The organism is Stenotrophomonas sp. 24(2023), from assembly GCF_030913365.1.
Classification (GTDB): Bacteria; Pseudomonadota; Gammaproteobacteria; order Xanthomonadales; family Xanthomonadaceae; genus Stenotrophomonas.
The window spans coordinates 1887726-1911495 of the sequence record NZ_CP133160.1 but is presented as its reverse complement, the minus strand read 5'-3'; the positions used below and the strand labels follow the sequence as shown (position 1 = coordinate 1911495).

Annotated in this window: 22 protein-coding genes; 6 read left to right on the top strand and 16 right to left on the bottom strand. The window is 65.8% G+C overall.

What is annotated here, in order from left to right; translation table 11 throughout:
- The first annotated feature begins 140 nt into the window (after nt 1–140).
- The 3 genes from Q9R17_RS08430 (at nt 141) to Q9R17_RS08420 (ending at nt 3555) form a co-directional block, all read left to right on the top strand.
- Nucleotides 141–1343, top strand: a complete 1203-nt coding sequence (locus tag Q9R17_RS08430; protein WP_308157964.1) for an amino acid aminotransferase — start codon at nt 141–143, stop codon at nt 1341–1343.
- Nucleotides 1344–1720: 377 nt separating this feature from the next.
- Nucleotides 1721–2737, top strand: coding sequence for a class 1 fructose-bisphosphatase (locus tag Q9R17_RS08425; protein WP_308157963.1), 1017 nt, complete (start codon nt 1721–1723; stop codon nt 2735–2737).
- A 107-nt stretch (nt 2738–2844) separates the two neighbouring features.
- Nucleotides 2845–3555 carry a 2OG-Fe(II) oxygenase gene (locus Q9R17_RS08420; RefSeq protein WP_308157962.1) on the top strand — a complete coding sequence of 237 codons (711 nt, stop codon included), beginning with the start codon at nt 2845–2847 and terminating at the stop codon, nt 3553–3555.
- A gap of 18 nt (nt 3556–3573) precedes the next feature.
- On the opposite strand, the gene Q9R17_RS08415 is transcribed toward Q9R17_RS08420, so the two are convergent.
- The 16 genes from Q9R17_RS08415 to dnaA all read right to left on the bottom strand — a co-directional run bounded on the left by Q9R17_RS08415 (nt 3574) and on the right by dnaA (nt 21047).
- On the bottom strand, nt 3574–3921 hold the full coding sequence (locus Q9R17_RS08415; RefSeq protein WP_308157961.1) for a hypothetical protein: 348 nt from the start codon (nt 3919–3921) through the stop codon (nt 3574–3576).
- A gap of 125 nt (nt 3922–4046) precedes the next feature.
- A complete protein-coding gene (locus Q9R17_RS08410) occupies nt 4047–5159 on the bottom strand; it encodes a PA0069 family radical SAM protein (protein ID WP_308157960.1) in 1113 nt (370 codons plus the stop codon).
- Between the two features lie 257 nt (nt 5160–5416).
- Nucleotides 5417–6160, bottom strand: a complete 744-nt coding sequence (locus Q9R17_RS08405) for a pyridoxine 5'-phosphate synthase (protein WP_308157959.1) — start codon at nt 6158–6160, stop codon at nt 5417–5419.
- A 9-nt stretch (nt 6161–6169) separates the two neighbouring features.
- A complete protein-coding gene (locus tag Q9R17_RS08400) occupies nt 6170–6436 on the bottom strand; it encodes a hypothetical protein (RefSeq protein WP_308157958.1) in 267 nt (88 codons plus the stop codon).
- A gap of 36 nt (nt 6437–6472) precedes the next feature.
- Nucleotides 6473–7933, bottom strand: coding sequence for a cardiolipin synthase (gene cls / locus Q9R17_RS08395; protein ID WP_308157957.1), 1461 nt, complete (start codon nt 7931–7933; stop codon nt 6473–6475).
- Nucleotides 7934–8082: 149 nt separating this feature from the next.
- The gene (locus Q9R17_RS08390) at nt 8083–8499 is read right to left on the bottom strand and encodes a biopolymer transporter ExbD (protein ID WP_308157956.1); all 417 of its coding nucleotides are present in this window, start codon (nt 8497–8499) and stop codon (nt 8083–8085) included.
- A 3-nt stretch (nt 8500–8502) separates the two neighbouring features.
- On the bottom strand, nt 8503–8928 hold the full coding sequence (locus Q9R17_RS08385; protein WP_308157955.1) for a biopolymer transporter ExbD: 426 nt from the start codon (nt 8926–8928) through the stop codon (nt 8503–8505).
- 60 nt (nt 8929–8988) lie between these two features.
- The gene (gene exbB, locus Q9R17_RS08380; RefSeq protein WP_308157954.1) at nt 8989–9750 is read right to left on the bottom strand and encodes a TonB-system energizer ExbB; all 762 of its coding nucleotides are present in this window, start codon (nt 9748–9750) and stop codon (nt 8989–8991) included.
- An 89-nt stretch (nt 9751–9839) separates the two neighbouring features.
- Complete coding sequence (locus Q9R17_RS08375) at nt 9840–10502, bottom strand: energy transducer TonB (RefSeq protein WP_308157953.1); 663 nt, start codon at nt 10500–10502, stop codon at nt 9840–9842.
- A gap of 143 nt (nt 10503–10645) precedes the next feature.
- Complete coding sequence (locus tag Q9R17_RS08370) at nt 10646–11839, bottom strand: tetratricopeptide repeat protein (RefSeq protein WP_308157952.1); 1194 nt, start codon at nt 11837–11839, stop codon at nt 10646–10648.
- A 134-nt stretch (nt 11840–11973) separates the two neighbouring features.
- Nucleotides 11974–12780 (bottom strand): M48 family metallopeptidase, encoded by an 807-nt coding sequence (locus Q9R17_RS08365; RefSeq protein ID WP_308157951.1) that lies wholly within the window; start codon nt 12778–12780, stop codon nt 11974–11976.
- Between the two features lie 73 nt (nt 12781–12853).
- Nucleotides 12854–13699: a CPBP family intramembrane glutamic endopeptidase gene (locus Q9R17_RS08360; RefSeq protein WP_308157950.1), complete on the bottom strand. Its 846-nt coding sequence runs from the start codon at nt 13697–13699 to the stop codon at nt 12854–12856.
- Nucleotides 13700–13767: 68 nt separating this feature from the next.
- Nucleotides 13768–16227, bottom strand: a complete 2460-nt coding sequence (gyrB, locus tag Q9R17_RS08355) for a DNA topoisomerase (ATP-hydrolyzing) subunit B (RefSeq protein ID WP_308157949.1) — start codon at nt 16225–16227, stop codon at nt 13768–13770.
- Nucleotides 16228–16339: 112 nt separating this feature from the next.
- Nucleotides 16340–17434: a DNA replication/repair protein RecF gene (gene recF / locus Q9R17_RS08350; protein WP_308157948.1), complete on the bottom strand. Its 1095-nt coding sequence runs from the start codon at nt 17432–17434 to the stop codon at nt 16340–16342.
- A 915-nt stretch (nt 17435–18349) separates the two neighbouring features.
- The gene (gene dnaN, locus Q9R17_RS08345; RefSeq protein WP_308157947.1) at nt 18350–19450 is read right to left on the bottom strand and encodes a DNA polymerase III subunit beta; all 1101 of its coding nucleotides are present in this window, start codon (nt 19448–19450) and stop codon (nt 18350–18352) included.
- Between the two features lie 274 nt (nt 19451–19724).
- Nucleotides 19725–21047: a chromosomal replication initiator protein DnaA gene (gene dnaA, locus Q9R17_RS08340; RefSeq protein WP_308157946.1), complete on the bottom strand. Its 1323-nt coding sequence runs from the start codon at nt 21045–21047 to the stop codon at nt 19725–19727.
- A 253-nt stretch (nt 21048–21300) separates the two neighbouring features.
- On the opposite strand from dnaA, the gene rpmH reads away from it, so the two are divergent.
- From rpmH to yidC, 3 genes are read left to right on the top strand one after another with little or no spacing between them, the layout of a single operon-like run.
- A complete protein-coding gene (gene rpmH, locus Q9R17_RS08335; protein ID WP_005411729.1) occupies nt 21301–21441 on the top strand; it encodes a 50S ribosomal protein L34 in 141 nt (46 codons plus the stop codon).
- A 5-nt stretch (nt 21442–21446) separates the two neighbouring features.
- Nucleotides 21447–21941 carry a ribonuclease P protein component gene (rnpA, locus tag Q9R17_RS08330; protein WP_308157945.1) on the top strand — a complete coding sequence of 165 codons (495 nt, stop codon included), beginning with the start codon at nt 21447–21449 and terminating at the stop codon, nt 21939–21941.
- Nucleotides 21941–23665, top strand: a complete 1725-nt coding sequence (yidC, locus tag Q9R17_RS08325) for a membrane protein insertase YidC (protein WP_308157944.1) — start codon at nt 21941–21943, stop codon at nt 23663–23665. Before rnpA ends, yidC begins: the two co-directional genes overlap by 1 nt.
- Nucleotides 23666–23770: the final 105 nt, after the last annotated feature.

The window sequence follows — 23770 nt, the reverse complement described above, 5'->3', positions numbered from 1 at the left end:
CCATGGTACGGGCTGTGGCGTGACGAGCGGTGCCGCCGGGGCCGGCCGGCTTTGTTACGATGGTCCGGTTTCGGCGCGATGCCGCGACCTGCAGGGCTGCACCCCCCTCCCCCTATCCGTCTACCGAACGAGATATTGCCGTGTCCTTCTTTGCAAACGTGGAACTGGTCCCGGGCGACCCCATCCTGGGCCTGACCGAGGCGTACAACGCTGACAGCCGCCCGACCAAGGTCAACCTGGGCGTGGGCATCTACTACGACGAGAGCGGCCGCATTCCGCTGCTGCGCGCCGTCAAGCAGATCGAGCAGCAGCTCGCCACCGAGGCCAAACCGCGCGGCTACCTGCCGATCGACGGCCTGCCGGCGTACACCCAGGCCACCCGCGAACTGGTCTTCGGCAAGGATTCCCCGCTGCTGGCGGCCAACCGCGTCACCACCGCCCAGACCGTCGGTGGCAGTGGCGCCCTGCGCGTCGGCGCGGACGTGCTGAAGAAGCTGCTGCCGCACGCCACCGTCGCCCTGAGCAACCCGAGCTGGGAAAACCACCGCGCGGTGTTCAGCGCGGCCGGCTTCGAGGTGCTCGACTACACCTACTTCGATCCGTCCACCCACGGCGTCGACTTCGACGGCATGCTGGCCGACCTGGGCAAGCTGCAGCCGGGCACCGTGGTGCTGCTGCACGCCTGCTGCCACAACCCGACCGGTGCCGACCTGACCGCCGCCCAGTGGGTGCAGGTGGCGCAGCTGCTGAAGGACCGCCAGCTGTTCCCCTTCATCGACATGGCCTACCAGGGCTTCGACAAGGGCATCGCGCAGGACGGCGCGGCCGTGCGCATCATCGCCGAGGCCGGCATCGACAGCTTCATCGTCGCCAACTCGTACTCCAAGTCGTTCTCGCTGTACGGCGAGCGCGTGGGCGCGCTGTCGATGGTCGCCCCGACCGCCGCCGACGCCAAGGCCGTGCAGTCGCAGGTCAAGCGCGTGATCCGCACCATCTACTCCAGCCCGTCCACGCACGGTGCCGCGCTGGTGGCCGGCGTGCTGACCAACCCGGAGCTGCGCGCGCTGTGGGAGCAGGAACTGACCGAGATGCGCGAGCGCATCCACGCCCTGCGCCAGGGCCTGGTCGAAAAGCTGGCGGCCGCCGGTGCCCCGCAGTTCGGTTTCATCAACGAACAGGCCGGCATGTTCTCCTACTCCGGCCTGAGCCGCGAGCAGGTCGAGCGCCTGCGTGACGAGTTCGGCATCTATGCCGTCGGTACCGGCCGCATCTGCGTGGCCGCGCTGAACCAGAACAACCTGGAGTACGTCGCCAAGGCCGTGGCCACCGTCGCCAAGGGCTGAACGACCGCTGCAGTGGTTTGAAGACAAGGGCGCCGCAAGGCGCCTTTGTTTTTGCTCCTGCTTCTGCCTCTGCCACACCCTCCGCGCTCGCGGCAAACCCTGAAGCGCGCGGGACCGCAGGCGCCATGGGTGAGGGCGCTTTGCTTGCGAAGCACTGCTTCGCAAGCGCCCGAACGCCCAGCCGCCAGCGGCTGGGCCGGACCCCGGAGGGGGGTTCACGGCGTGTCCCGCGCAGCCTGTCCCTCCCGCGCGCCTCCATGAAGGAAGGCGCCACCAGCGCAACGCATCTGGAAACGATTCCGTTCTCCCACGGTCACGCACGCGCCGCCCGCACGGGCGACAATAGGCGTTTCCCCGCTGCCAAGGCCCGCCCGCCCATGTCCCGTACATCATTGACCCGGTACCTGATCGAAGAACAGCACGCCGGCCGCATCAATGCCGACCTGCGCCAGCTGATCGCCGTGGTCGCCCGTGCCTGCACCAGCATCTCCATCGCCGTCAGCAAGGGCGCCCTCGGCGGCGTGCTGGGCGATGCCGGCACCGGCAACGTGCAGGGCGAAGCGCAGAAGAAGCTGGATGTCATCAGCAACGAGATCCTGCTGGAAGCCAACGCCTGGGGTGGCCACCTGGCCGCCTGCGCCTCGGAGGAAATGGACCACAGCCAGCCGGTGCCCGACATCTACCCGCGCGGCGATTTCCTGCTGCTGTTCGATCCCCTCGATGGCAGCTCCAACATCGACGTCAACGTCTCCGTCGGCACCATCTTCTCGGTGCTGCGCTGCCCGACCAACGTCGAGCTGCCCGGCGATGACGCCTTCCTGCAGCCGGGCAGCCGGCAGATCGCCGCCGGCTACTGCATCTACGGGCCCAGCACCCAGCTGGTGCTGACCGTCGGCCACGGTACCCACGCCTTCACCCTGGACCGGGAGAAGGGCGAGTTCGTGCTGACCACCGCCAACATGCAGATTCCGGCGGCCACCCAGGAGTTCGCCATCAACATGTCCAACCAGCGCCACTGGGAGGCGCCGATGCAGGGCTATGTGGCCGATCTGCTGGCCGGCAAGGAAGGCGCGCGCGGCAAGAACTTCAACATGCGCTGGATCGCCAGCATGGTCGCCGACGTGCACCGCATCCTCACCCGCGGCGGCATCTTCATCTACCCGTGGGACAAGAAGGACCCGGGCAAGGCCGGCAAGCTGCGGCTGATGTACGAAGCCAACCCGATGGGCCTGCTGGTCGAGCAGGCCGGCGGTGCCGCCTGGACCGGCCGCGAACGCATCCTGGACATCCAGCCCGACCACCTGCACCAGCGCGTGCCGGTGTTCCTCGGCTCGCGCGAGGAAGTGGCCGAAGCCGTGCGCTACCACCACGCGCACGACGCCGGCAACGGCTGATCCCTGCCGCACCGACGACGGTCATGCCAGCGCAATGGCATGACCGTCACGTGACATCGTTGCCAGCGCGCGGCACCATCGGGCTCTTGCCGCCACGGACAACGCGCATGCACGAGCAGGGCCCGGTCGATTTCATCGAAGTCATCCACAACGCCGTTCCGCCCGAGGTGTGTGCCGCCATCGTCAGCCGCATGCAAGGCAGCGACCGCCTCAGCCCCGGTGCGGTGGGCAGCGGTGTGTTCCCGGAACTCAAGCGCAGCAAGGATCTTCGCATCAGCGGGCTGGACGGCTGGCAGGATGTGGACAACCTGCTGCAGCAGGCGGTTTTCGCCGGGCTGCTGACTTATCTACGCCGTTATCCACAGGCGCTGATCGCCCCGCTGATGTTGCAGATCCAGGACAGCAACGGCCAGCCGCGCCGGCTGACCGCCGAGGATTTCCCGCAGATGGACCCCGGCACGCTGGCCGACCTGGCCCGCACCTGCCTGCGCCCGGGTGCGATCAACCTGCAGTGGTACCAGGCCGGCGAGGGGGGCTACCCCTACTGGCACTGCGAGTTGTACCCCAAGGACCCGCAGGCCGAGACCCTGCACCGCCACCTGCTGTGGACGCTGTACCTCAACGATGGGTTCGACGAAGGCGAAACCGAGTTCCTGTTCCAGGGCCGCAGGATCGCCCCGCGTACCGGCAGCCTGCTGATCGCCCCGACCGCGTTCACCCACACCCATCGCGGCAACCGGCCGCAGGGTGGGGACAAGTTCATCGCCACCAGCTGGATCCTGTTCCAGAGCGCGCAGACGTTGTTCGGCGGCGGTTGAAGCGCGGCGGCGCAGCCCCTACAGCAACGCCATCGTGCCTGCTGCGATGGCAAGCACCAGCACCGGCATGAACAGCGCCACCCGCAGCGCCGTGCGGCGCTGTGCCTTCTGCTGCCTCTGCAGTGCCCCCAGGTCGAAGTAGCACTGCTGGGGTCCGCTCCTCTTCAGCAGCCCCAATGCGATACAGGCCTGCAGCTCCGCCTGCAGCACGGCGTCGATGTCGGCACAGCGCAGCGCGCGCGCTGGACTCATCGCATCGCGCAGATAGAACTCGGCCAGCACCGCACGCCGCTGGCGCGGTGTCACTGCGGCAATCGCGGCATTGGCAGCGTCCAGTGCCGCCACCGCATCGGTATCGATCAGCATGTGTTCCCCTTTGCGCCCATGGACGCCCCCACGACCAGTCTTCGCCTGCAGCCCGCCCACGTCCATCGGCAGACGCGACGTCGATACGCGCCTTCAAACCGCCGCGTCGTGCCCACCCGGGCGGTCTAGAACAGGCTGCCCTGCGGCGATTCTCTGCGCGGCGGCAACGGCTTCAGGAACCGGCTGCAATCGAGCTTCGGCCAATGGCTGTTCTGCGCGTTGAAGCCCAACCGCTTGCGGGCCAGCTTGAAGCGGTTGCTGAGCAGGTCGGCATACGCGCCCTGACCACGCATGCGCGTGCCGAACCGGCTGTCGTAATCCTTGCCACCGCGCAGCTGCTGGACGGTGCTCATCACATGCGTGGCACGGTCGGGGTAATGTGCGTCAAGCCAGTCGCGGAACAGCGGTGATACCTCCAGCGGCAACCGCAGCAACACATAGCCGGCCGTGCTGGCACCGGCATCACGACAGGCTTCGAGCACCGCCTCCAGTTCGCTGTCGTTGATCCACGGGATCACCGGCGCCACCATCACGCCAACAGGAATGCCGGCGTCATGCAGGCGCTTCATCGCACGCAGCCGGGCATGGGGTGCCGACGCGCGCGGTTCCAGCTTCGCCGACAGATGTGAATCGAGCGAGGTCACCGAGAAATGCACGCTGACCAGATTCTCTGCCGCCAGGGGCGCCAGCAGGTCGATGTCACGCTCCACCAGCGCATTCTTGGTGATGAGCGAAAAGGGATGCTTCGTTTCCAGCATCACCTCGATCAGCTGCCGGGTCAGCTTGAACTTGCGCTCGATCGGCTGATACGCGTCCGTGTTGATGCCCAGCGCGATCGGCTGCGGTACGTAGCCCGGCTTCGACAGTTCCCTGCGCAGCAGTTGCGGCGCATTGGTCTTGGCGAACAGCCTGGTTTCAAAGTCCAGGCCGGGCGACAGGTTGAGGTAGGCGTGCGAGGGGCGCGCGAAGCAGTACGAGCAACCATGCTCGCAGCCGCGGTAGGGGTTCACCGACTGGCTGAACCCCACGTCCGGGGAGTTGTTGCGGCTGATGATGCTGCGCGCCGTTTCGGCGCGCACTTCGGTACGCAGCCGCGGTGTGGCGAATTCCACCCCATCCTCGGCGTCCCAGCCGTCATCCACCGCTTCGCTGATGGTGCGTTCAAAGCGCCCGGCGAGGTGGGAGGTCGCGCCGCGGCCCTTGATCGCGGTGTGGGCCCTGCGAGCGTGTTGTTCCATGTCGCCCTCCGGCCTGGCATCGAGTCGTTAGTATTATTGCTAACCACAGGCGGTGCAACCGGCCGGAATTCATGTAGCTGTAGGCGTGAGCGCCATTCGGTGAGACCGTTGACCCCAGACTTATCCACAGCGTTCGACGGCGGCGCGCGCAGCCTTCATGGCAGCAGCGCAGCAGCGCATGACGCCGCCGTCTCAGCGGCTGCGATGGTGGGCGGCGGAAGGGAGCCTGGCCGGTGGCGCCAGGCCCGGCGCTATGCTCAGAGCAGCGCGAGGTAACCCTTCACCGTGGCGTCGAGGCCGTCGTACAGCGCCTCGCCGATCAGCGCGTGGCCGATCGACACCTCCAGCACGCCCGGCACATCGGCCAGGAAGTCGCGCAGGTTGGCCTGCGACAGGTCGTGGCCGGCGTTGACGCCCAGGCCGACGGCCTGGGCGCGGCGGGCGGCCTGGGCGAACAGCGCCAGCATCGCACGCGCATCGCCGGCGGCGTGGGCTTCGGCGTAGGGGCCGGTATACAGCTCGATGCGGTCGGCACCGACCTCGGCGGCCTGCTCCAGCAGCGGGTTGCCGGCATCCACGAACAGGCTGACGCGGCAGCCCATCGCTTTCAGTTCGGCCACCAGCGGGCGCAGCCGCTGTGCATCACGGGCGAAGTCGAAACCGTGGTCGGAGGTCAGCTGGCCGTCGGCATCGGGGACCAGGGTGGCCTGGGCCGGGCGGGTCTGCGCGCACAGCGGCAGCAGGCCGGGGTACCCCTCGCGTGGCGGCGCGAACGGGTTGCCCTCGATGTTGAACTCCACGCCGCGCGCACGGGTCAGCGCCGACAGCGCGACCACGTCCTCGGCGGTGATATGGCGGCGGTCAGGCCGCGGGTGCACGGTGATGCCGTGCGCGCCGGCATCCAGGCAGGCCTGGGCGGCACGCACCACATCCGGTTCATCGCCGCCGCGCGAGTTGCGCAGCACGGCGACCTTGTTGACGTTGACGCTGAGCTGGGTCATGGAACGGCACTACAAAGGGGCAGGGGGATCACGGTCGTCCGTTGCGGCCGCGCGCCGGGCCTGGGCCTGCTCACGCAGGCGACGCAGCTCCTCGGCGTCGATCAGCGTCGCCGGATCACGCTGAAGGTCGCCGAAACGGGCCACGTAGCGGCCCCGCACCCAGGCCAGCAGGAAGCCCAGGGCGGCCAGCAGGGCCAACACCATCAACCCCATGCTCGGGGTCTTCAGGGCGAGGGCGAAACAGCCCAGCGCCAGCAGCAGGAACAACCAGTACATGTCAGTCTCCCCAGGTGACGCGGGCAGTGTAGCGCTTCACAGCAGCGGCGAGGCCAGCCGCGCGAAGGCCTCCGGCAGGCGGTGCAGCCACAGCGAGCGCTGGCGTTCGTTGTGGACCTGCGTGGCGGCAGCGAACTCGGCCTCCAGCAGCTGCGCCAGCGCACCGACCCGTCCGGCGTCGCGCAGCATCATCGACAGCTCGAAGTTCAGGCGGAAGCTGCGGTGGTCGAAGTTGGCGCTGCCGACGATGCAGACCTCGTCATCGGCGATGAAGGCCTTGGTGTGCAGCATGCGCGGGCCGTACTCGAAGATCTTCACCCCGGCCTGCAGCAGTTCGTCGAAGTACGAGCGCGCGGCCTGGGTGACGAACCAGGAATCGCTCATCTTCGGTACCAGCAGGCGCACGTCCAGGCCCCCCAGCGCGGCCGAGGTCAGTGCCATGCGCGCGGCCTCGCCGGGTACGAAGTAGGGCGTGACCAGCCAGACCCGCTCCCGCGCTTCCTGGATGGCCGCCACATGCAGGCGGTGGATGGTTTCCCAGGACGAATCCGGGCCGGACACCAGCACCTGGGCATCGATCGTCCCATCGCGCCGGTGGGGCATGTCGTTCGGCCACAGCGTGGCCATTTCCAGGTCCGCCGCGCCCTGGCCGCTGGCATACAGCCAGTCTTCCACGAAGACCAGCTGCAGGCTGCGCACGACGTGGCCGCGCAGGCGCATGTGCAGGTCGCGGTAGGCATCGGGGTTGCGCCGTTCGTCTTCCTCGTCGGTGATGTTGATGCCGCCGGTGAAGGCCAGCGTGCCATCGATCACCACGATCTTGCGGTGCGTGCGCAGGTTCAGCCAGGGCCGCTTGAAGGGCTTGAGCAGCTGCCGCGGATGGAACCACACCGCTTCGCCGCCGGCATCGCGCAACGGCTGCAGGAAGCGCTGTGACACGGCTGAGGAACCCACGGCATCCAGCAGCAGGCGCACCTGCACGCCGGCACGGGCGCGCTCGACCAGCGCGTCGCGCACGGCAGTGCCGGCATGGTCCGGATTGAAGATGTAGTACTGCAGGTGCACGTGGTGGCGCGCCTGGGCGATGGCGTCCAGCAACGCGCTGTAGGTGGCCCCGCCATCGACCAGCCAGGTCACCTCGGTGGCGCTGCTGGGGGCCAGCCCGGTGGTGGCCTGGGCGATCTTGGCCAGTTCGGTGCAGTCGGCATCGGGCGGGCAGACGCTGCTGTAGTGTTCCATCCCCGAGCGCGCGCGGCCTCGGCGCAGGCGCTGCCGCTTCACCTTCTGCGGGCCCAGCAGGTAGTAGATGAACAGCCCCAGATAGGGCAGGGCAGCCAGCGACAGGATCCAGCTCAGCGTGGCGACCGGCTCGCGCTTCTGCAGCATGATCCAGCCCGACAGGTAGAGCAGGTACAGCAGGTAGGCCACCGCCAGGGTCGTACCCAGGTGGGGGATGCCGTCGAGCCAGTGCCGCAGCGAGTCGAAGAGGGCGAGCATCTGCCGATCATAGGCGACGGGTCGGGTCCAGCGCCCCTGTCTGCTGAAAACGAGCCAGCCCCCACAGATACCGGGTCGGCAAAAAAAAACGCCCCTGTCTCCAGGGGCGTTTCCAGTCGCGTCATGACTGAGTCTTGCAGTACCGCTGATCAGTTCTGCTGGATGAAGCCAATCTTCTTCATCTGCGCGTTCTTCGCGGCGGCCAGAACCTTGGCCATCACGTCGTACTCGGAGTCCGGGCTCGCGTCGATCCGCAGTTCCGGCTGGTTCGTCGGGTCCTTCTGGACCTCCTGTTCCATGCGCTGCTGCAGTTCGCTCGTGTTGATCGGACTGTTGTTCCACGAGACCTGGTTGCTGGCGTCGATCTTCAGTTCGATCGGCGGCGGCGGTTCGACCAGCTGCGGCGGTGGGTTGAGCACGCGCTGCGGCAGGTCCACGGCGATCGGGTACGTCATGATCGGCGCGGTCACGATGAAGATGATCAGCAGCACCAGCATCACGTCCACGAGGGGCGTGACGTTGATGTCGGCCATTGGGCCCTTGCCACCACCACTACTGAATGCCATGGCTTACTGCCCCTTCTCTTTGGTCGCGACGAAGCCGACGTCCAGCATGCCCTGTTCCTGCGCGATCTTGGTCAGATCGTTGATGACGCGCATCTTGGTGGTGCGGTCACCACGCAGGTTCAGCGGCGGCTGCGGGGTCTGCTGGGCGGCGGTCGACAGGCGCGACTCGAGCGTCTGCTTGTCGATTTCCTCGTCGTTCCAGTAGATCGAGCCGTCTTCCTTGACCGCCAAGGTGATCGGACCGGCACGCTTTTCAGCGTCTTCCGGCTTCTGGATCAGGTTCGCCTCCGGCAGATCCACCTTGACCTTGTGGGACATCAGAGGCGCCGTGATGATGAAGATGATCAGCAGCACCAGCATCACGTCCACGAGGGGCGTAACGTTGATGTCGGCCATGGGGCCGCCGCTGTTACCACTACTGAAAGCCATAACGGGCTCCGTCTAGATCTTGGTGTCTACTTGCTCGTCACCGGGTGACGCGCGCCGCAATTAGCGGACGCGCGAACCGGTGGCGAAGAAGTCGTGCAGGTCGTGCGCGAAGGTATCGAACTTGCTGATGGTCGCGCTGTTGATCTTGCTGAAGAAGTTGAAGGCGAACACGGCCGGGATCGCGACGAACAGACCGATCGCGGTCATGATCAGCGCTTCACCCACCGGGCCGGCAACGGCGTCGATCGAAGCGGAGCCGGTGGCACCGATCTTGATCAGCGCGCCGTAGATGCCCCACACGGTACCCAGCAGACCGACGAACGGAGCGGTCGCACCGACGGTGGCCAGCAGGGTCATGCCCGACTGCAGCTTGTTGCTTTCGCGGGTGACGGCCTGGCGCAGGGCGCGGTCGACGAACTCCGAACGGCTCAGGTTCTCACCCAGGCCACCGGTGGCGCCGCCTTCAGCGCGCTGGTGGTGGGCAGCAGCCTGCGCAGCATCCAGGGCGATCTTCGAGAACGGCTCCGAAGCCGGCTGCTCTTCCATGGCGCGGATGGCGTCCTGGGCGTTCGGGGTATCCCAGAACAGGCTCACGACGCGGTCAGCAGCGCTCTTCAGGCGGGTGGCGCGGAAGATGTTGATGACGGTCCAGTACCACGACAGCGCCGACATGACGATCAGGGTGATCAGCACGACCCAGGAGACGGCGAAGTCGCCCGGCTGGGTGGTCATTTCGTGGATCAGGTGCTCGAAGCCCATCTGCGACAGGGCGTTGGACGGATTGCCCCCGGCAGCAGCGGCGATGAAAATTTCCTGCAGCATGACGCTTACCTTTGTTGTGTGTGGTGATAAAGGGTGTAACTAAATAAAGGACTGGAAGCGGGGGTGGCCTGCGGGCCACCCTGGCGCCATCAGTTCAGCGCAAAGTTGACCGGGACGCGAACGCGGCCTGCCGTCTTCTTCCCGCCGGATTCGGCTGCGTTGAAACGCCACTTGCGTGCGGCTTCCATCGCGGCGCGGTCCAGGTCGCGGTTACGGCTGGACTTTTCCACCGTGACATTGGTGACGTTGCCCTGGGCGTCGACATCAATGATCAGGATCACTTCGCCCTGGATACCTGCGCGGAAAGCGGCCGGCGGGTAACGCGGGGGGTTCATGTTCTTGGACGAGATGTCCACGCTGGCCTCGATCGACGTCGCCGGTGCCGGCGGTGCGGGCGGGGTCGGCGGGGTCACGATGTCGTTCGCGCGCGGCTCCGGCACGTCCACGACCGGCGCCTGCGGCGGCGGCGGCACGGGTGACGGCTTCGGCGGTGACAGATTCTTCACCGGCGGCGGCGGAGTATCTGTCGGCGGCGGCGGCGGCGGGGGCGGCGGCGGCGGTGCATCCACGATGGTCACCATCACGTTGCGCTCCTTCTCTGCAGCGGCCTTGGGGGCCACGGCGGGGATCAGGAGCATCATGAAGGCGGCCAGATGCAGGGCGATTACAAACGCGATGCCCACGATGCGCGGCCAGCTCAGGCCTTTGTCATCGGGTTCTTCGTACCGGTGAACGATTAGTTGTTCCGTCATGCGCCAAGAGCTCAATAGTGGGGCCGGGATGCCGGGGGCGGAATCCCTGATCAGCGGTGCATGACACCGCAGGAACCTCCAAGCTTATACCAATCCTGAGCGCCTGCGCATCACTGCAACAGGCGTTCAGGCGTTATTCCTACTTACTTCAGGTTGATGATCTTGTCAGCATCCTTGGGGTTCTTCACACCCTTGGACTTTGCCTGCCGGGCTGCTTCCTTGGCTTCCGGCACACGGCCTTCCGTGTACAGCACCTTGGCCAGGTTCAGGTAGGTTTCACCGTCCTTGGAAAGCGGGGCGGCCTTCTGCCACGCTTCGATCGCCTTGTCCGCCTGCGCGGGCTCGGAGTAGTAGTAGGCCTGGGCCAGCGCCAGGTAGACCTGGTAGTCCGGCTTCAGGATGCCCTTCTGCAACCCGTCATTGATAACGGCAATGACGTCCTTTTCTTTGCCCTCGGTGTTGGCGTAGATGGAGTACAGCTGCTTGTACTCGCGCTCTTCGGTCAACTGGCCGGCGGCATAGAGCTTGCTGATGACCCCGGCGGCCTTGTCCATCTGGTCGGCCTGCATGTACATGCTGGCCAGGTTCAGCTGGGTCTTCTTGTCGTTGGGATTCTTGGCGGCCAGGGCTTCGGCCTGCTTGACCGCTTCACCGGTCTGGCCGGCTTCGGACAGCGCGGCCATCAGCAGCTGGTTCCAGTTGTCCTTCGGCTCGGTGGCACCGGCGATGGCCTGCTTCAGCACCGGGATCGCTTCCTGGTAGCGCTCCAGCTGGTACAGGGCCTGGCCCTTGGCGATCAGTTCTTCCGGCTTGGTCGACTTGCTCTCGGCGAAGTACTTGTCCAGGGTGGCCAGGCCTTCAGCGGTCTGGTCTTCCTGCAGCTGCAGCTGGCCCAGCATCAGCATCGACTGGAAGTGGCCGTTGTTGTCCAGGCCGTTGAACTCGATCACCTGCTTGAGGTAGGCGACGGCCCCGGCCACGTCATCGGTCTGGTAGGCGGCCTGCGATGCCAGCTGGGCGGCCAGCGACTTGTCGTAGGTGTTGGCATTGGCATCGGCCAGGATGGCGTCGGCCTGTTCACGGGTTTCCGGGAACTTATCCTTGTTGTAGCTGTCGATCATTTTCTGCAGCTTGCTGCCCAGCTTGGCCGAGGCCTTCACCGAGGGCTCCTGGCGCGTGGCATCCGGGTACAGCACTTCGGCCTTGGCCTGCTTGCCGCCGCGGTTGCCACGCTCGGACGAACGCGAGGACTGCGCGGCTGCATCGGTGACCACGACGCCGGTCAGGGCGGTCGCGATGAGGACGGAAAGCACAGCGTTGTGGTTACGGAAAATCATCGTTCACCTCGGTCGTACCGCCACAGGGCAGCAAAGTCAGATCTGTCAGAAAATTCTGAGCCGCCAAACGTATCAGAAACAGATGGCGTGAGAAATCGTTTCGTGTGCTGCATCACAGCAAACGCTGAGCGTATTCAGCCACACCGCGGCGCCTGCCCACCCGCGCGGGCCTGCTGGTAGACCGGTTCCAGCGCGGGCGCATCGCGCCGCAGCTCCTGGATGCGGTTGGCCGGATCGGGGTGCGTGGACATCCATTGCGGGTTGCGCGCACCGCCGCCGGCCATCATGTTCTGCCACAGGTCCACGGCCTGGGCCGGGTTGAAGCCGGCCTGGGCCATCAGACGCTGGCCGATGACGTCGGCCTCGCTTTCCTGCGTGCGCGAGCCGGGTAGCAGGAACGCGGCCTGCGCGCCCATGCCGCCGAACTGGTTGACCGCGCTGGCGGCGGTATCGCCGTAGGCAGCGCCAGCCAGTGCCCCCAGCACCGCCAGCCCGGTCTGGGCGCCCATCTGGCGGGTGATGCGTTCCTCGTGGTGGCGGGCGATGACATGGCCGATCTCATGCCCGATGACCGCCGCCAGCTGGTCCTGGTTCTTGGCTACCGTGAAGATGCCGGTGTTCACGCCCACCTTGCCGCCGGGCAGGGCGAAGGCATTGGGTTCCTTGTCCACGAACACCGCCGTCTCCCACCGTACGCCACGGTACTGTGGCGGCAGCTGCGCGACCAGCGCGTTGACCACGCACTGCACGTACGCATTCTGCTTGCCGTCGGTGCTGACCTTTTCCTTCTGCTTGGCTTCGGTGAACGCCTGCGCGCCGAGCTGGTCCAGTTCGGCCTGGGACACGCCGCCGATCACCTGGCGGCGCCCGGTCGGCGAGGTGGTGGTCGCACAGGCGCTGACCACGGTGACGATGAAAAGGCCAAGCAGCAGTCGTTTCATGGTGGGCTTTCCCCTGTTCACCGCTGCAGTGTGCCCCCCTGCAGCGTAATGTTTCGTCAAGCGTGGAACGTCGTTACTGCACGCCCACCAGTACCAGCACCGCCAGGGCCACAGCATTGTTCAGGGCATGGGCGGCGATCGGTGCCCACAGGGTACCGGTGCGCTGGTAGAGCCAGCAGAAGGCGGCGCCCATACCCCCGTAGATCAGCCACAGCTGCGCGATTTCCGCTGGCCCGTTGGCACTGGTGCCGGGAATTTCATGCACCAGCGCAAAGGCCAGGCTGCTCAGCACCATGCCCAGCCAGGGCCGGCCGGCCTGCCACAGGCGTCCGAACAGCGCCCGGCGGAACAGCAGTTCCTCGTAGGCCGGTGCCAGCAGGACCGCAAACACCACCAGGAACGCCGGGAACTGCGAAACCGCGTGCTGCATCAATGCCTGGTTGGTCGGCACCGGCTGCACGCCGAACTGCTTGAACAGATACCCCAGGCCATTGCTGCCCAGCACCACCACGGTGGCCACCAGCAGCGTCCAGCCCCAGGTCGAGGGCCTGAGCGCGGCGCGGCGCGACGCCTGGCGTTCGACCGACGTGGCACGGCGGCGCCAGGCATACACCAGCAGGGCGGTGCCGCCGGTGGCGACCAATGCCATCAGCACCTGCGCCAGCGCACCCGGTTCGCCCATCTGTTCGGTCAATGCAGCGCCGGCCGGCACCGCGCCGCCGTCACGGGCAATCTGCGCACCGATGATCGCGCCCCGGTACAGGCCCCAGACCATGCCGGCGACCACACTCAACCCGATCATCGCCACGATGGCGATGCCCAGATCGATGAAGAAACCGGCCAGCGGCGATCCACGGCGGGCCGCAACGGTCGCCGGCGGAACCGGCGGTGGGGTCGAAACCGGGGTGGATGCGGACATCGGCTACCTGTGTTCGGAAAGGGAAGGGCCGGCCATGCCATGCGCAGGCCGGCCCGTTTCCGATTGTGTCAGATATCCAGGTTCGCGACCTTCAGCGCGTTGTCCTCGATGAAGTCGCGGCGCGGTTCGACCACATCGCCCATCAGCGTGCTGAAGATCTGGTCGGCGGCCACGGCATCTTCGATGCGCACTTGCAGCAAGCGGCGGGTATCCGGGTTCACCGTGGTATCCCACAGCTGTTCCGGGTTCATTTCACCCAGGCCCTTGAAGCGCTGGATCTGGCGGCCACGCTTGGCTTCGTCCAGCAGCCAGTTGCGGGCCTGCGCGAAGGAGCCGACCTCGATCGACTTGGCGCCGCGGCTGATGGTCGCGCCATCGCGCACCAGCCCATGCAGCAGCTGCGCCGCCTGGTGGATGGCCCGCAGTTCGCCGCTTTCAAACGCCGACAGCGGCAGCACCTGGATGTGCTCCTCGCCCATATGGCGGCGGGTCACCAGCACGGCAGCCGGACGCTGGTCGTTGGCTTCCTGCAGTTCCAGGGTGAAGCGGGCGCTGCCCAGGCTGCCCTGGTTGAGGTGCCTGGCCAGTGCATCCAGGCCCTGGCCTTCGCCTGCGTTGCGCAGGTTGTCCAGGTCCATCGGCATGAAATCAACCAGCGCTTCGAGCAGGTTGCGGTCGTAGCGGTGGGCATTGCGGGCGATGGTGTCCTGCGCGGCAGCGTAGGACAGCAGCAGCTTTTCCAGGGCCACGCCTTCGATCGGCGGTTCGCCGGCCGCCGGTGCCAGCGCGGCGTTTTCCACCGCGCTGCTGGCCAGGTAACCGTCCAGCGCCGGGTCGTCCTTCAGGTACAGCTCCTGCTTGCCCTGCTTGATCTTGTACAGCGGCGGCAGGCCGATGTAGACGTGGCCGCGCTCGATCAGCTCCGGCATCTGACGGTAGAAGAACGTCAGCAGCAGGGTGCGGATGTGCGCGCCGTCGACGTCGGCGTCGGTCATGATGATGATCTTGTGGTAGCGCAGCTTGTCCGGGTTGTACTCGTCGCGGCCGATGCCGGTGCCCAGCGCGGTGATCAGCGTACCGACCTGGTCGGAGGACAGCATGCGGTCGAAGCGCGCGCGTTCCACGTTGAGGATCTTGCCGCGCAGCGGCAGCACGGCCTGGTTCCTGCGGTTGCGGCCCTGCTTGGCCGAGCCACCTGCCGAGTCACCCTCGACGATGAACAGTTCCGACAGCGCCGGGTCCTTTTCCTGGCAGTCGGCCAGCTTGCCCGGCAGGCCGGCGATATCCAGCGCACCCTTGCGGCGGGTCAGGTCGCGGGCCTTGCGCGCGGCTTCGCGGGCACGGGCAGCATCGACGATCTTGCCGGCGATGGCCTTGGCTTCGTTCGGGTTCTCCTGCAGGAACTCTTCCAGGCGCGCACCGAAGGCGTTTTCCACGGCCGGGCGCACGTCCGAACTGACCAGCTTTTCCTTGGTCTGGCTGGAGAAGCTCGGGTCCGGCACCTTCACCGACAGCACCGCGATCATGCCTTCGCGCATGTCATCGCCGGTCAGGTTGATCTTGGCCTGCTTGGCGATGCCGTTCTGCTCGATGTAGTTGTTGAGCACACGGGTCAACGCGCCGCGGAAACCGGCCAGGTGGGTGCCGCCATCCTTCTGCGGGATGTTGTTGGTGAAGCAGTACATCGTCTCCTGGTAGGAGTCGGTCCACTGCAGCGCCACGTCCACGGTGATGTTGTTGTGCTCGCCGGTGACCGAAATGACGTTCGGGTGCAGCGGGGTCTTCAGCTGCGCCAGGTGCTCCACGAAGCTGCGGATGCCGCCTTCGTAGTGGAAGTCATCGCGGCGGCCATCGCCGCGCTCATCAGCCAGGACGATCTTGACGCCGGAATTGAGGAACGACAGTTCACGCAGGCGACGGGCCAGGATGTCGTAGTGGAATTCCACGTTGTTGTGGAACGCCACCACCGACGGCCAGAAGCGCACGGTGGTGCCGCGCTTGGTCGTGGTGCCCAGCTGCTTGAGCGGGGTGACCGCGGCACCATCGCTGAATTCCTGCTGGTAATGGAAGCCGCCCTGGAACACGTCCACCAGCAGCTTCTGCGACAGCGCGTTGACCACGCTGACGCCCACGCCGTGCAGGCCGCCGGATACCTTGTAGCTGTTGTCGTCGAACTTGCCGCCCGCGTGCAGCACGGTCATGACCACTTCGGCGGCCGAGACTTCGCGGCCCAGCTTGGCGCTCATCTGCTCGTGCTTGCCGACCGGGATACCGCGGCCGTTGTCGGACACCGACACCGAGCCGTCGGCGTGGATCGTCACCGCCACATGGTCGGCATGGCCGGCCAGGGCTTCGTCGATGGAGTTGTCGACAACCTCGAACACCATGTGGTGCAGACCGGTGCCGTCATGGACGTCGCCGATGTACATGCCGGGACGCTTGCGGACAGCCTCCAGGCCTTCCAGGGCCGTAATGCTGTTGGCGTCGTAGTTGCCGTTGTTTGCCGGGGTGTTCTGTTCGTCGGTCATTGCGCTTGCCGTGGGCTCCGCAGGTCGGCCAGTCCGTGCAGCGACGGGCCGAGATAGATGGGATAGCAACCTGAATTATACCAGCCGGGCCTGGCCGGCCCCTCTGTGCCCACTATGGCACAGCCATGATCTGTCCATGTTCCACGTGGAACCGCGTGATGTTCTCCCGCTCCTGCAGCGCCGTCGGGGTTTCGGTGGCGGTGATGAAGATCTGCGCCGGGCCGGACAACAGGCGATTGAGCACCCGGGCCTGGTGGGTCCGGTCCAGTTCGGAGGCCAGGTCGTCCAGGGCAATGACGGGCCAGTGCCCGCGCTGCTGGGCGTAATCCTCGGCCTGGGCCAGCAGGCAGGCGAGGGCGGTGAGCTTGGCCTGCCCGCGCGACAGCGCATCGCGGCCGGGAATGGTCGTGAAACCCACGCTCCAGTCTGCCCGGTGCGGCCCCACCGAGGTGTAGCCCGCCTGCCGGTCGCGCTCGCGCGCCAGCAACAGGGCATCGGCCAGGGGAAGTTCGTGGCGACGCCAGCCGGGGCTCAGGTCCAGGCGGGTGATACCCAGCTGCGGCGCCAACTCGCTGGCCAGCGCCACCGCACGGTCCTGCAGCCGTTCCAGGTAGTGCTGGCGGCGGCTGGTGAGCGGTTCACCCGCTTCGGACAGCTCATGGTCCCAGGTATCGAGCATCCGCGAGGGCCCGCCCTGCTTGAGCAGGGCGTTGCGCTGCTTCAGCGCCCGCGAGTAACGGCGCCACAGGGAAAGAAAGTCAGGTTCCACGTGGAACAGGCCCCAATCCAGGAACCGGCGCCGGGGCTCGCCCCCGCCACTGACCAGCGCATGGCTGCCAGGCTCGAAGGTCACCACGGCCAACGCGGCGCACAGGTTGCCGATCTGCGCCACGTCCTCACCGTCCAGGCGGCCTTTCCAGTCCTGTCCGCTGTGGCGCAGGCCCGCTTTGCGCCGCTGCACCGGCAGATCGCCACGCAACTCGTCCCATTCCACGAAGACTTCCAGCGCCTCGCGGTCCTGCTGGACCAGGCCATCACGCACCCGGCCGCGGAAACTGCGGCCGTAGGCCATCAGATGCAGGGCCTCGAGCACGCTGGTCTTGCCGGCCCCGTTGTCACCGGTCAGCAGATTCAATCCAGGCTGCGGCGACAGGTCCACCGCCGCAAAGCGACGCAGATGGTGCAGGGACAGACGGCGGATCAGCATGTGGAACTCGGGCGACCATCCGCCAGACGGCGGGCAGGGGAGGGAATCCATCAGCTTACTGCATCGGTCAAGCCGGGCCGCGGTGTTCCACGTGGTCCCGCCTGGGTGCAGCGCGTAGCGCCCACGGATGACGGCACCTGCCGTGTTTTTCTTCAGATCTACCTGGCCCAGCCCCGAGTGCCCGCCTGGATTTCGCGGAATTTCGCCCCGATGCGCGAGCGCCGGATCAGCCGATCAACGCGAAGGGCAATGATTTCTTGAAATCTGCGGGGCAGAGGGTGCCATGGCCTGTCAGATTTCAAAGGATTCACGCCCTGAGGTTCCACGTGCCGCCCGACTGCCGGCAGGCGCTGTGCGAGCTGTACACAGGACCTCTGTATGACTTATACACAATCTCTGGGCAATCTGTGGATAAAAATGGCACGTTGGTCCGGGCCCGAAACTATCCACAGGTTCCCCCCCAGCCCAGGAGCCCTCTATACAGGGGGTTTCAGACCCAATAAATCCTTTTAAAACAGTAGGATAGGCCTGTTTTCCACGAAATCTGGCTCTACCATCATCACCATGCTTTAGATTTATACCCAGATTTAGAAGCTAGGCGAGCCCCGAAAGCACTCCATCAGGGCCTGTGGACAGTGGCAGCTGCCAACGGGAAGGCCACCGCGTTTACTGGGCGCTGTTCGCGATGCCGTCCACGGGATCATCTGGTTTCACGACAGCAGCCACAGCAGCGCGTTGATACGACACCTGCAGCCGAAGGATTTCTTGCGCTTCAGCCGACGCTTTGCAGCAATGGTTGAGCAGAGGGCTGCAAGCCGCCCCCTGTCAGCTCGACACACATGCTCCACGTGGAACATGCAAAAAAAAACGCCCGGAGAAATCCGGGCGCTTTCAGTTCCACGTGGAACGTCGCTGTCAGAGACGCAGCGGCATCACGACGTGGCGCGACTTCTCGTTGCTGGATTCACGCACCAGCGCGGAGGAATTGGAGTCGCGCAGCTGGATGATGACTTCCTCATCGCGCAGTGCCGAGAGGGCATCCAGCAGGTAGTTCACGTTGAAGCCAATGGCCAGATCGGCGACCTGGGTATCGGCTTCGATTTCTTCCTGGGCTTCTTCCTGCTCGGGGTTGTGCGCGCTGATCTTCAGGTTGCCCGGCGAGACTTCCACGCGGATGCCGCGGTACTTCTCGTTGGACAGAATGGCAGCACGCTGCAGCGAAGCACGCAGGGCTTCACGATCAACCTTCACTTCGCGATCGGCGCCGATCGGAATCACAGCCTCGTAATCCGGGAAGCGGCCGTCAATCAGCTTCGAGGTGAAGGTGACATCGTCGCGCTTCACGCGCACGTGGCTGCGGCCGACTTCCAGTTCGATCTCGCGATCGCCGCTTTCCAGCAGGCGCTGCAGCTCGGTCACGCCCTTGCGCGGCACGATGATCTGGCGCTTGGAACCGCTGGGCTTGGCCAGTTCGGTTTCACACAGCGCCAGGCGGTGGCCGTCGGTAGCGACGGTGCGCAGGGCCTCGCCACGCAGATCGAACAGCAGGCCGTTGAGGTAGTAGCGCACGTCCTGCTGGGCCATCGCGAACGCGGTGCGCTCGATCAGTTCCTTCAGGGTGGCTTCGCCGATGGCGACACGCTCGGTGGCTTCGACTTCGTCAACCGACGGGAAGTCGTTGGCCGGCAGCGTGGCCAGCGTGAAGCGGCTGCGGCCTGCCTGCACGGTGATCTTGTCGCCGGTCTGCGAGACGGTGATGCGGCTGCCATCGGGCAGGGCGCGGATGATCTCGAACAGCTTGCGCGCCGGGATCGTGGTTTCACCGTCCTGGGCGTCATCGACCGCGATCCGCGACACCATCTCCACTTCCAGATCGGTACCGGTCAGCGACAGCTGGCCGTTCTGCACCTGCACCAGGAAATTGGCCAGAACCGGCAGGGTCTGGCGGCGTTCGACCACGTTGACGACCTGTGCCAACGGTTTGAGAAAGGCTTCGCGCTGCAGTGTGAAACGCATGTGGTTCCGTGCCCCTATGCTTTAAAAGTGTGGAATAAATCAAAAGCTTGGTGGTGCTGGTAGCGCCAGAATCGTTGGAAAAACAAGCTAACTGCCTGTATTCAAAGAGTTTTTCAGCATCGAAACCCTCTGAATCACTGCCCTTCAACCGGTGGGAGATTCTGTGGATAACTTTACAGCGATTTCCACCGCCATTTTTATCCACAGATTGCCCCGCGCTTGCTCCCGGATTCTGCACCGTTTTGTGCGATGACGCCTTATCGGCGTACGTGCATCATTCGCTCAGCTTGCGGATCAGCTTGTCCCAGTCCTCGCGCAGCTTGCCGTCGGTCTCCATCAGGGTCCGGATCTGACGGCAGGCATGCAGCACCGTGGTGTGGTCACGGCCGGCAAAGGCGTCGCCGATCTCAGGCAGGCTGTGCTCGGTCAGTTCCTTGGTCAGGGCCATCGCGACCTGGCGCGGGCGGGCCAGCGAGCGGGTCCGCCGCTTGGACAGCAGATCCTTGATCTGCAGCCCGTAGTAGTCGGCCACGGTTTTCTGGATGTTCGGGATGCTGATGGCCTGTTGCTGGGCACGCAGCAGGTCGCGCAGGGTTTCCTGGGCGAATTCGGTGGTGATCGCGCGGCCGGTGAAATTGGCGCGGGCGGTCAGGGTATTCAGCGCGCCCTCGAGGTCGCGCACGTTGGAGCGCATCTTCTTGGCGATCAGGAACGCAACATCATCGGGAATCTCGGCGCCGCGTTCGCGGGCCTTGGCCAGCACGATCGCCGCACGGGTTTCGAAGTCCGGCGGTTCGATCGCCACCGACAGGCCCCAGGCCAGCCGCGACTTCAGGCGCGCTTCCAGGCCCTCGACTTCGCGCGGGTACCGGTCGCAGGTGAGGATGATCTGCTGCTTGCCGTCGAACAGGGCGTTGAACGTGTGGAAGAACTCTTCCTGGGTACGGTCCTTGCCGGCGAAGAACTGGATGTCATCGATCAGCAGCGCGTCCACCTGCTGGAACTGGCGCTTGAACTGATCCATGGTCTTTTCCTGCAAGGCCCGGATCATCGCGCTGAAGAACTGTTCCGAGCGCAGGTAGAGCACCTTCGCGCCCGGATTGGCCTGGCGCATCGCGTTGCCGGCGGCAAACATCAGGTGGGTCTTGCCCAGGCCGGTGCCCCCGTACAGCAGCAGCGGATTGTGCGCGCGGTCGCCCGGCTTCTGCGCCGCCTGGAACGCTGCGGCCAGGCCCAGCTGGTTGCTGCGGCCTTCGACGAAGTTGGCGAAGGTGTAGTGGTTGTCCAGGTTGCCGGCGAACGGCACCTGCGGCTCGGCGGCCACCGGCGTGGAAGGCGCCGAAACCGGCGTGTCCTGGGGGCGCGGGCGCGAGCCGATTTCAAGGAAAACGTCGCCGAAACCGGCAAAATGGGCCAGCAGCTCGCGGATGCGGGGCAGGTACAGCGCGCGGACCTGGTCGACGATGAACGCGTTCGGGGCGTACAGCACCAGGCTGTCGGTGCGCAGATCGGCCTGCAACGGCTTCAACCAGGTGTGAACGTCTTCCGGCGGAAACTCCGCTTCCAGGCGTTCGAGACTTCGGGACCAGGCATCCATCAGCAATAATCGTCCGATGGCCGGCGGTTGGACGCGAAAAGGCGCCGACCACAGGCCGGAAAGGGGGGAAATGGATGGCTCAGACTACCACCGAGCGGCCGCCTTCGGAATGCTTGTCCCCCACTTATTCACAAAAACATCCACAGCTATTGCACAGGCCAGTGAATTCGCGTAGTCACCAGGGGTTGACGCGAGGGGGTTGACCTCTCTAGAATTTCCGGTTCTTTCCGTCCCATTCATACGAGAGGCCCCCATGGCCACCAAGCGCACCTACCAGCCCAGCAACCTCAAGCGTAAGCGCGACCACGGTTTCCGTGCCCGTATGAAGACCGCTGACGGCCGCAAGATCCTGTCGCGTCGCCGCGCCAAGGGCCGCAAAGTCCTGAGCGCCTGATTGCCATGCCGCATCCAGCGGCAGACGCAATCCCCTCGACAGTGAACACTACTGACCCGCGCAAGCGATTCCCTCGCTCTGCGCGGGTTCGTACGCGTGCCGAGTATTCAACGGTCTTCAACGGCGCCCGCCGTGTGTCCGATCCGCTCATGACCCTGCACTGGCTGCCAGCTGACCGGCCGGCCAGGCTGGGTCTGGCGGTTTCCCGCAAGGTAGACCCGAACGCCGTAGGGCGTAACCGGGTCAAGCGCGTGCTGCGCGATGCCCTGCGTCACCTGCGAGCCGACCTGCAGCCAGGCGACTACGTCGTCGTGGCCCGAAGTGCTGCCCGTCAGGCCAGCAACGACGAGATCCGCCAGGCCTTCCAGCGCCTGTTGCGGCGCCTGCGCGCATTGCCCGCGCCCGCTGCGGACGGCACAATGCCGCCGCCAGTTGCCATCGCAACTTCCACTTTGACCGAGCCGGCATCGCGTTCCGGCCCCGCCGAGCCTGCCTGCTGATGAACCAGACCCGCGTATTCCTGATCTTTGCCTGGCTGATGGTGGCCGTGCTGCTGTGGATGGAGTGGAGCCGTGAAAAGGCCGCCCCGGCCCCGGCCCCGACCACCACCTCGGCCCCGGCGGCAGCGGCCTCCGTGCCGGGCGCGCCCCCGGGCGAGGTGCCCAGCGCACAGGTGCCCTCGGCCGACGGCAGCGTGCCGGCCACGGCGCCGCAGGCCCAGGCCAGCGCCACCCCGGCCGCCCAGCGCGTGACCGTCACCACCGACGTGCTGCGCCTGGTGCTGGACGGCGGCCGCGTGCTCGATGCCGAACTGCTGCAGTTCCCGCAGACCAAGGATGCCGGCAGCCCGCCGGTGCGCCTGCTGACCGAGGAACCGGCGCATCCCTACAGCGCTGCCAGCGGCTGGGCCAGCCAGGACAAGAGCGCCCTGGTGCCGGGCGCCGACGGCTTCAAGCTGGTCGGCGACACCCGTGACTTCACGCTGGCCGACGGCCAGCAGGAAGTGTCCATCCCGTTCGTCTGGACCGGCGCCAACGGCGTGGTGATCCATCGCACCCTGACCGTGGCCCGCAACCACTACGCGGTGAAGGTCAAGGACGAGGTCAAGAACAACGGCACCGCGGCCTGGAACGGCTACGTGTTCCGCACGCTGGACCGTCACCCGACGATCCTCTCGCGCAGCATGACCAACCCGGACTCGTTCAGCTTCAACGGCGCGACCTGGTTCGACAACGACAAGAAGTACCAGCGCCGCGCGTTCAAGGACTACCTGGACGACGGCACGCTGAACCAGAACATCACCGGCGGCTGGCTGGCGATGCTGCAGCACCACTTCTTCACCGCCTGGGTGCCGCAGAAGGACCAGATCGCCAACTACGTGCTGTCCCAGCACGATGGCCGTGACCAGATCACCGCCAACGGCCCGGCCTTCACCCTGGCCCCGGGCCAGCAGGCCAGCACCGAGGCGCGCCTGTGGGTGGGCCCGAAGCTGGTCAACCAGATCGCCAAGGAAGATGTGCCCGGCCTGGACCGCGTGGTCGACTACAGCCGCTTCTCGATCATGGCCGTGATCGGCCAGGGCCTGTTCTGGGTGCTGAACCATGTGCACAAGCTGGTCGGCAACTGGGGCTGGGCCATCATCGGCCTGGTGGTGCTGCTGAAGCTGGTGCTGTACCCGCTGTCGGCCGTGCAGTACAAGAGCGGCGCCAAGATGCGTCGCTTCCAGCCGCGCATCGCGCAGCTGAAGGAACGCTATGGCGATGACCGCCAGAAGTTCCAGACCGCGATGATGGAGCTGTACAAGAAGGAAAAGATCAACCCGATGGGCGGCTGCCTGCCGATCCTCATCCAGATGCCGATCTTCTTCGCCCTGTACTGGGTGCTGGTGGAATCGGTCGAACTGCGCCAGGCGCCGTGGCTGGGCTGGATCCAGGACCTGACCGCACGTGATCCGTACTTCATCCTGCCGGTGATCAACGTGGCGGTGATGTGGGCCACGCAGAAGCTGACCCCGGCACCGGGCATGGACCCGATGCAGCAGAAGATGATGCAGTTCATGCCGCTGGTGTTCGGCGTCATGATGGCCTTCATGCCGTCCGGCCTGGTGCTGTACTGGGTGGTCAACGGTGGCCTGGGCCTGCTGCAGCAGTGGTGGATGACCAAGCGCCACGGTAGCGAGCCGGTCCCGGCAACCACCGTCACCGCCCCGGTCAAAAAGAAATAAGCGGCAGAGGTCGACCGTGGCCGACCGCTCTTCACGGCCGACCGATCGATGAAAAGCCCGCCGCAAGGCGGGCTTTTCGCATGCGGGGTTAGAATCGCCCCCACA

Bases quoted from the DNA above. Each gene is read 5' to 3' on its own strand.
- rpmH (WP_005411729.1), top strand. From the start codon at position 21,301: ATGGCCACCAAGCGCACCTACCAGCCCAGCAACCTCAAGCGTAAGCGC.
- Q9R17_RS08415 (WP_308157961.1), bottom strand. From the start codon at position 3,921: ATGCTGATCGATACCGATGCGGTGGCGGCACTGGACGCTGCCAATGCC.
- cls (WP_308157957.1), bottom strand. From the start codon at position 7,933: ATGCTCGCCCTCTTCGACTCGCTGCGGCACTGGCTCGACGGCATCCCC.
- dnaN (WP_308157947.1), bottom strand. From the start codon at position 19,450: ATGCGTTTCACACTGCAGCGCGAAGCCTTTCTCAAACCGTTGGCACAG.
- rnpA (WP_308157945.1), top strand. From the start codon at position 21,447: ATGCCGCATCCAGCGGCAGACGCAATCCCCTCGACAGTGAACACTACT.
- Q9R17_RS08410 (WP_308157960.1), bottom strand. From the start codon at position 5,159: ATGGAACAACACGCTCGCAGGGCCCACACCGCGATCAAGGGCCGCGGC.
- Q9R17_RS08400 (WP_308157958.1), bottom strand. From the start codon at position 6,436: ATGTACTGGTTGTTCCTGCTGCTGGCGCTGGGCTGTTTCGCCCTCGCC.
- Q9R17_RS08390 (WP_308157956.1), bottom strand. From the start codon at position 8,499: ATGGCATTCAGTAGTGGTGGTGGCAAGGGCCCAATGGCCGACATCAAC.
- recF (WP_308157948.1), bottom strand. From the start codon at position 17,434: ATGCTGATCCGCCGTCTGTCCCTGCACCATCTGCGTCGCTTTGCGGCG.
- Q9R17_RS08385 (WP_308157955.1), bottom strand. From the start codon at position 8,928: ATGGCTTTCAGTAGTGGTAACAGCGGCGGCCCCATGGCCGACATCAAC.
- dnaA (WP_308157946.1), bottom strand. From the start codon at position 21,047: ATGGATGCCTGGTCCCGAAGTCTCGAACGCCTGGAAGCGGAGTTTCCG.
- Q9R17_RS08365 (WP_308157951.1), bottom strand. From the start codon at position 12,780: ATGAAACGACTGCTGCTTGGCCTTTTCATCGTCACCGTGGTCAGCGCC.
- Q9R17_RS08420 (WP_308157962.1), top strand. From the start codon at position 2,845: ATGCACGAGCAGGGCCCGGTCGATTTCATCGAAGTCATCCACAACGCC.
- gyrB (WP_308157949.1), bottom strand. From the start codon at position 16,227: ATGACCGACGAACAGAACACCCCGGCAAACAACGGCAACTACGACGCC.
- Q9R17_RS08425 (WP_308157963.1), top strand. From the start codon at position 1,721: ATGTCCCGTACATCATTGACCCGGTACCTGATCGAAGAACAGCACGCC.
- Q9R17_RS08360 (WP_308157950.1), bottom strand. From the start codon at position 13,699: ATGTCCGCATCCACCCCGGTTTCGACCCCACCGCCGGTTCCGCCGGCG.
- exbB (WP_308157954.1), bottom strand. From the start codon at position 9,750: ATGCTGCAGGAAATTTTCATCGCCGCTGCTGCCGGGGGCAATCCGTCC.
- Q9R17_RS08375 (WP_308157953.1), bottom strand. From the start codon at position 10,502: ATGACGGAACAACTAATCGTTCACCGGTACGAAGAACCCGATGACAAA.
- Q9R17_RS08405 (WP_308157959.1), bottom strand. From the start codon at position 6,160: ATGACCCAGCTCAGCGTCAACGTCAACAAGGTCGCCGTGCTGCGCAAC.
- Q9R17_RS08370 (WP_308157952.1), bottom strand. From the start codon at position 11,839: ATGATTTTCCGTAACCACAACGCTGTGCTTTCCGTCCTCATCGCGACC.
- yidC (WP_308157944.1), top strand. From the start codon at position 21,941: ATGAACCAGACCCGCGTATTCCTGATCTTTGCCTGGCTGATGGTGGCC.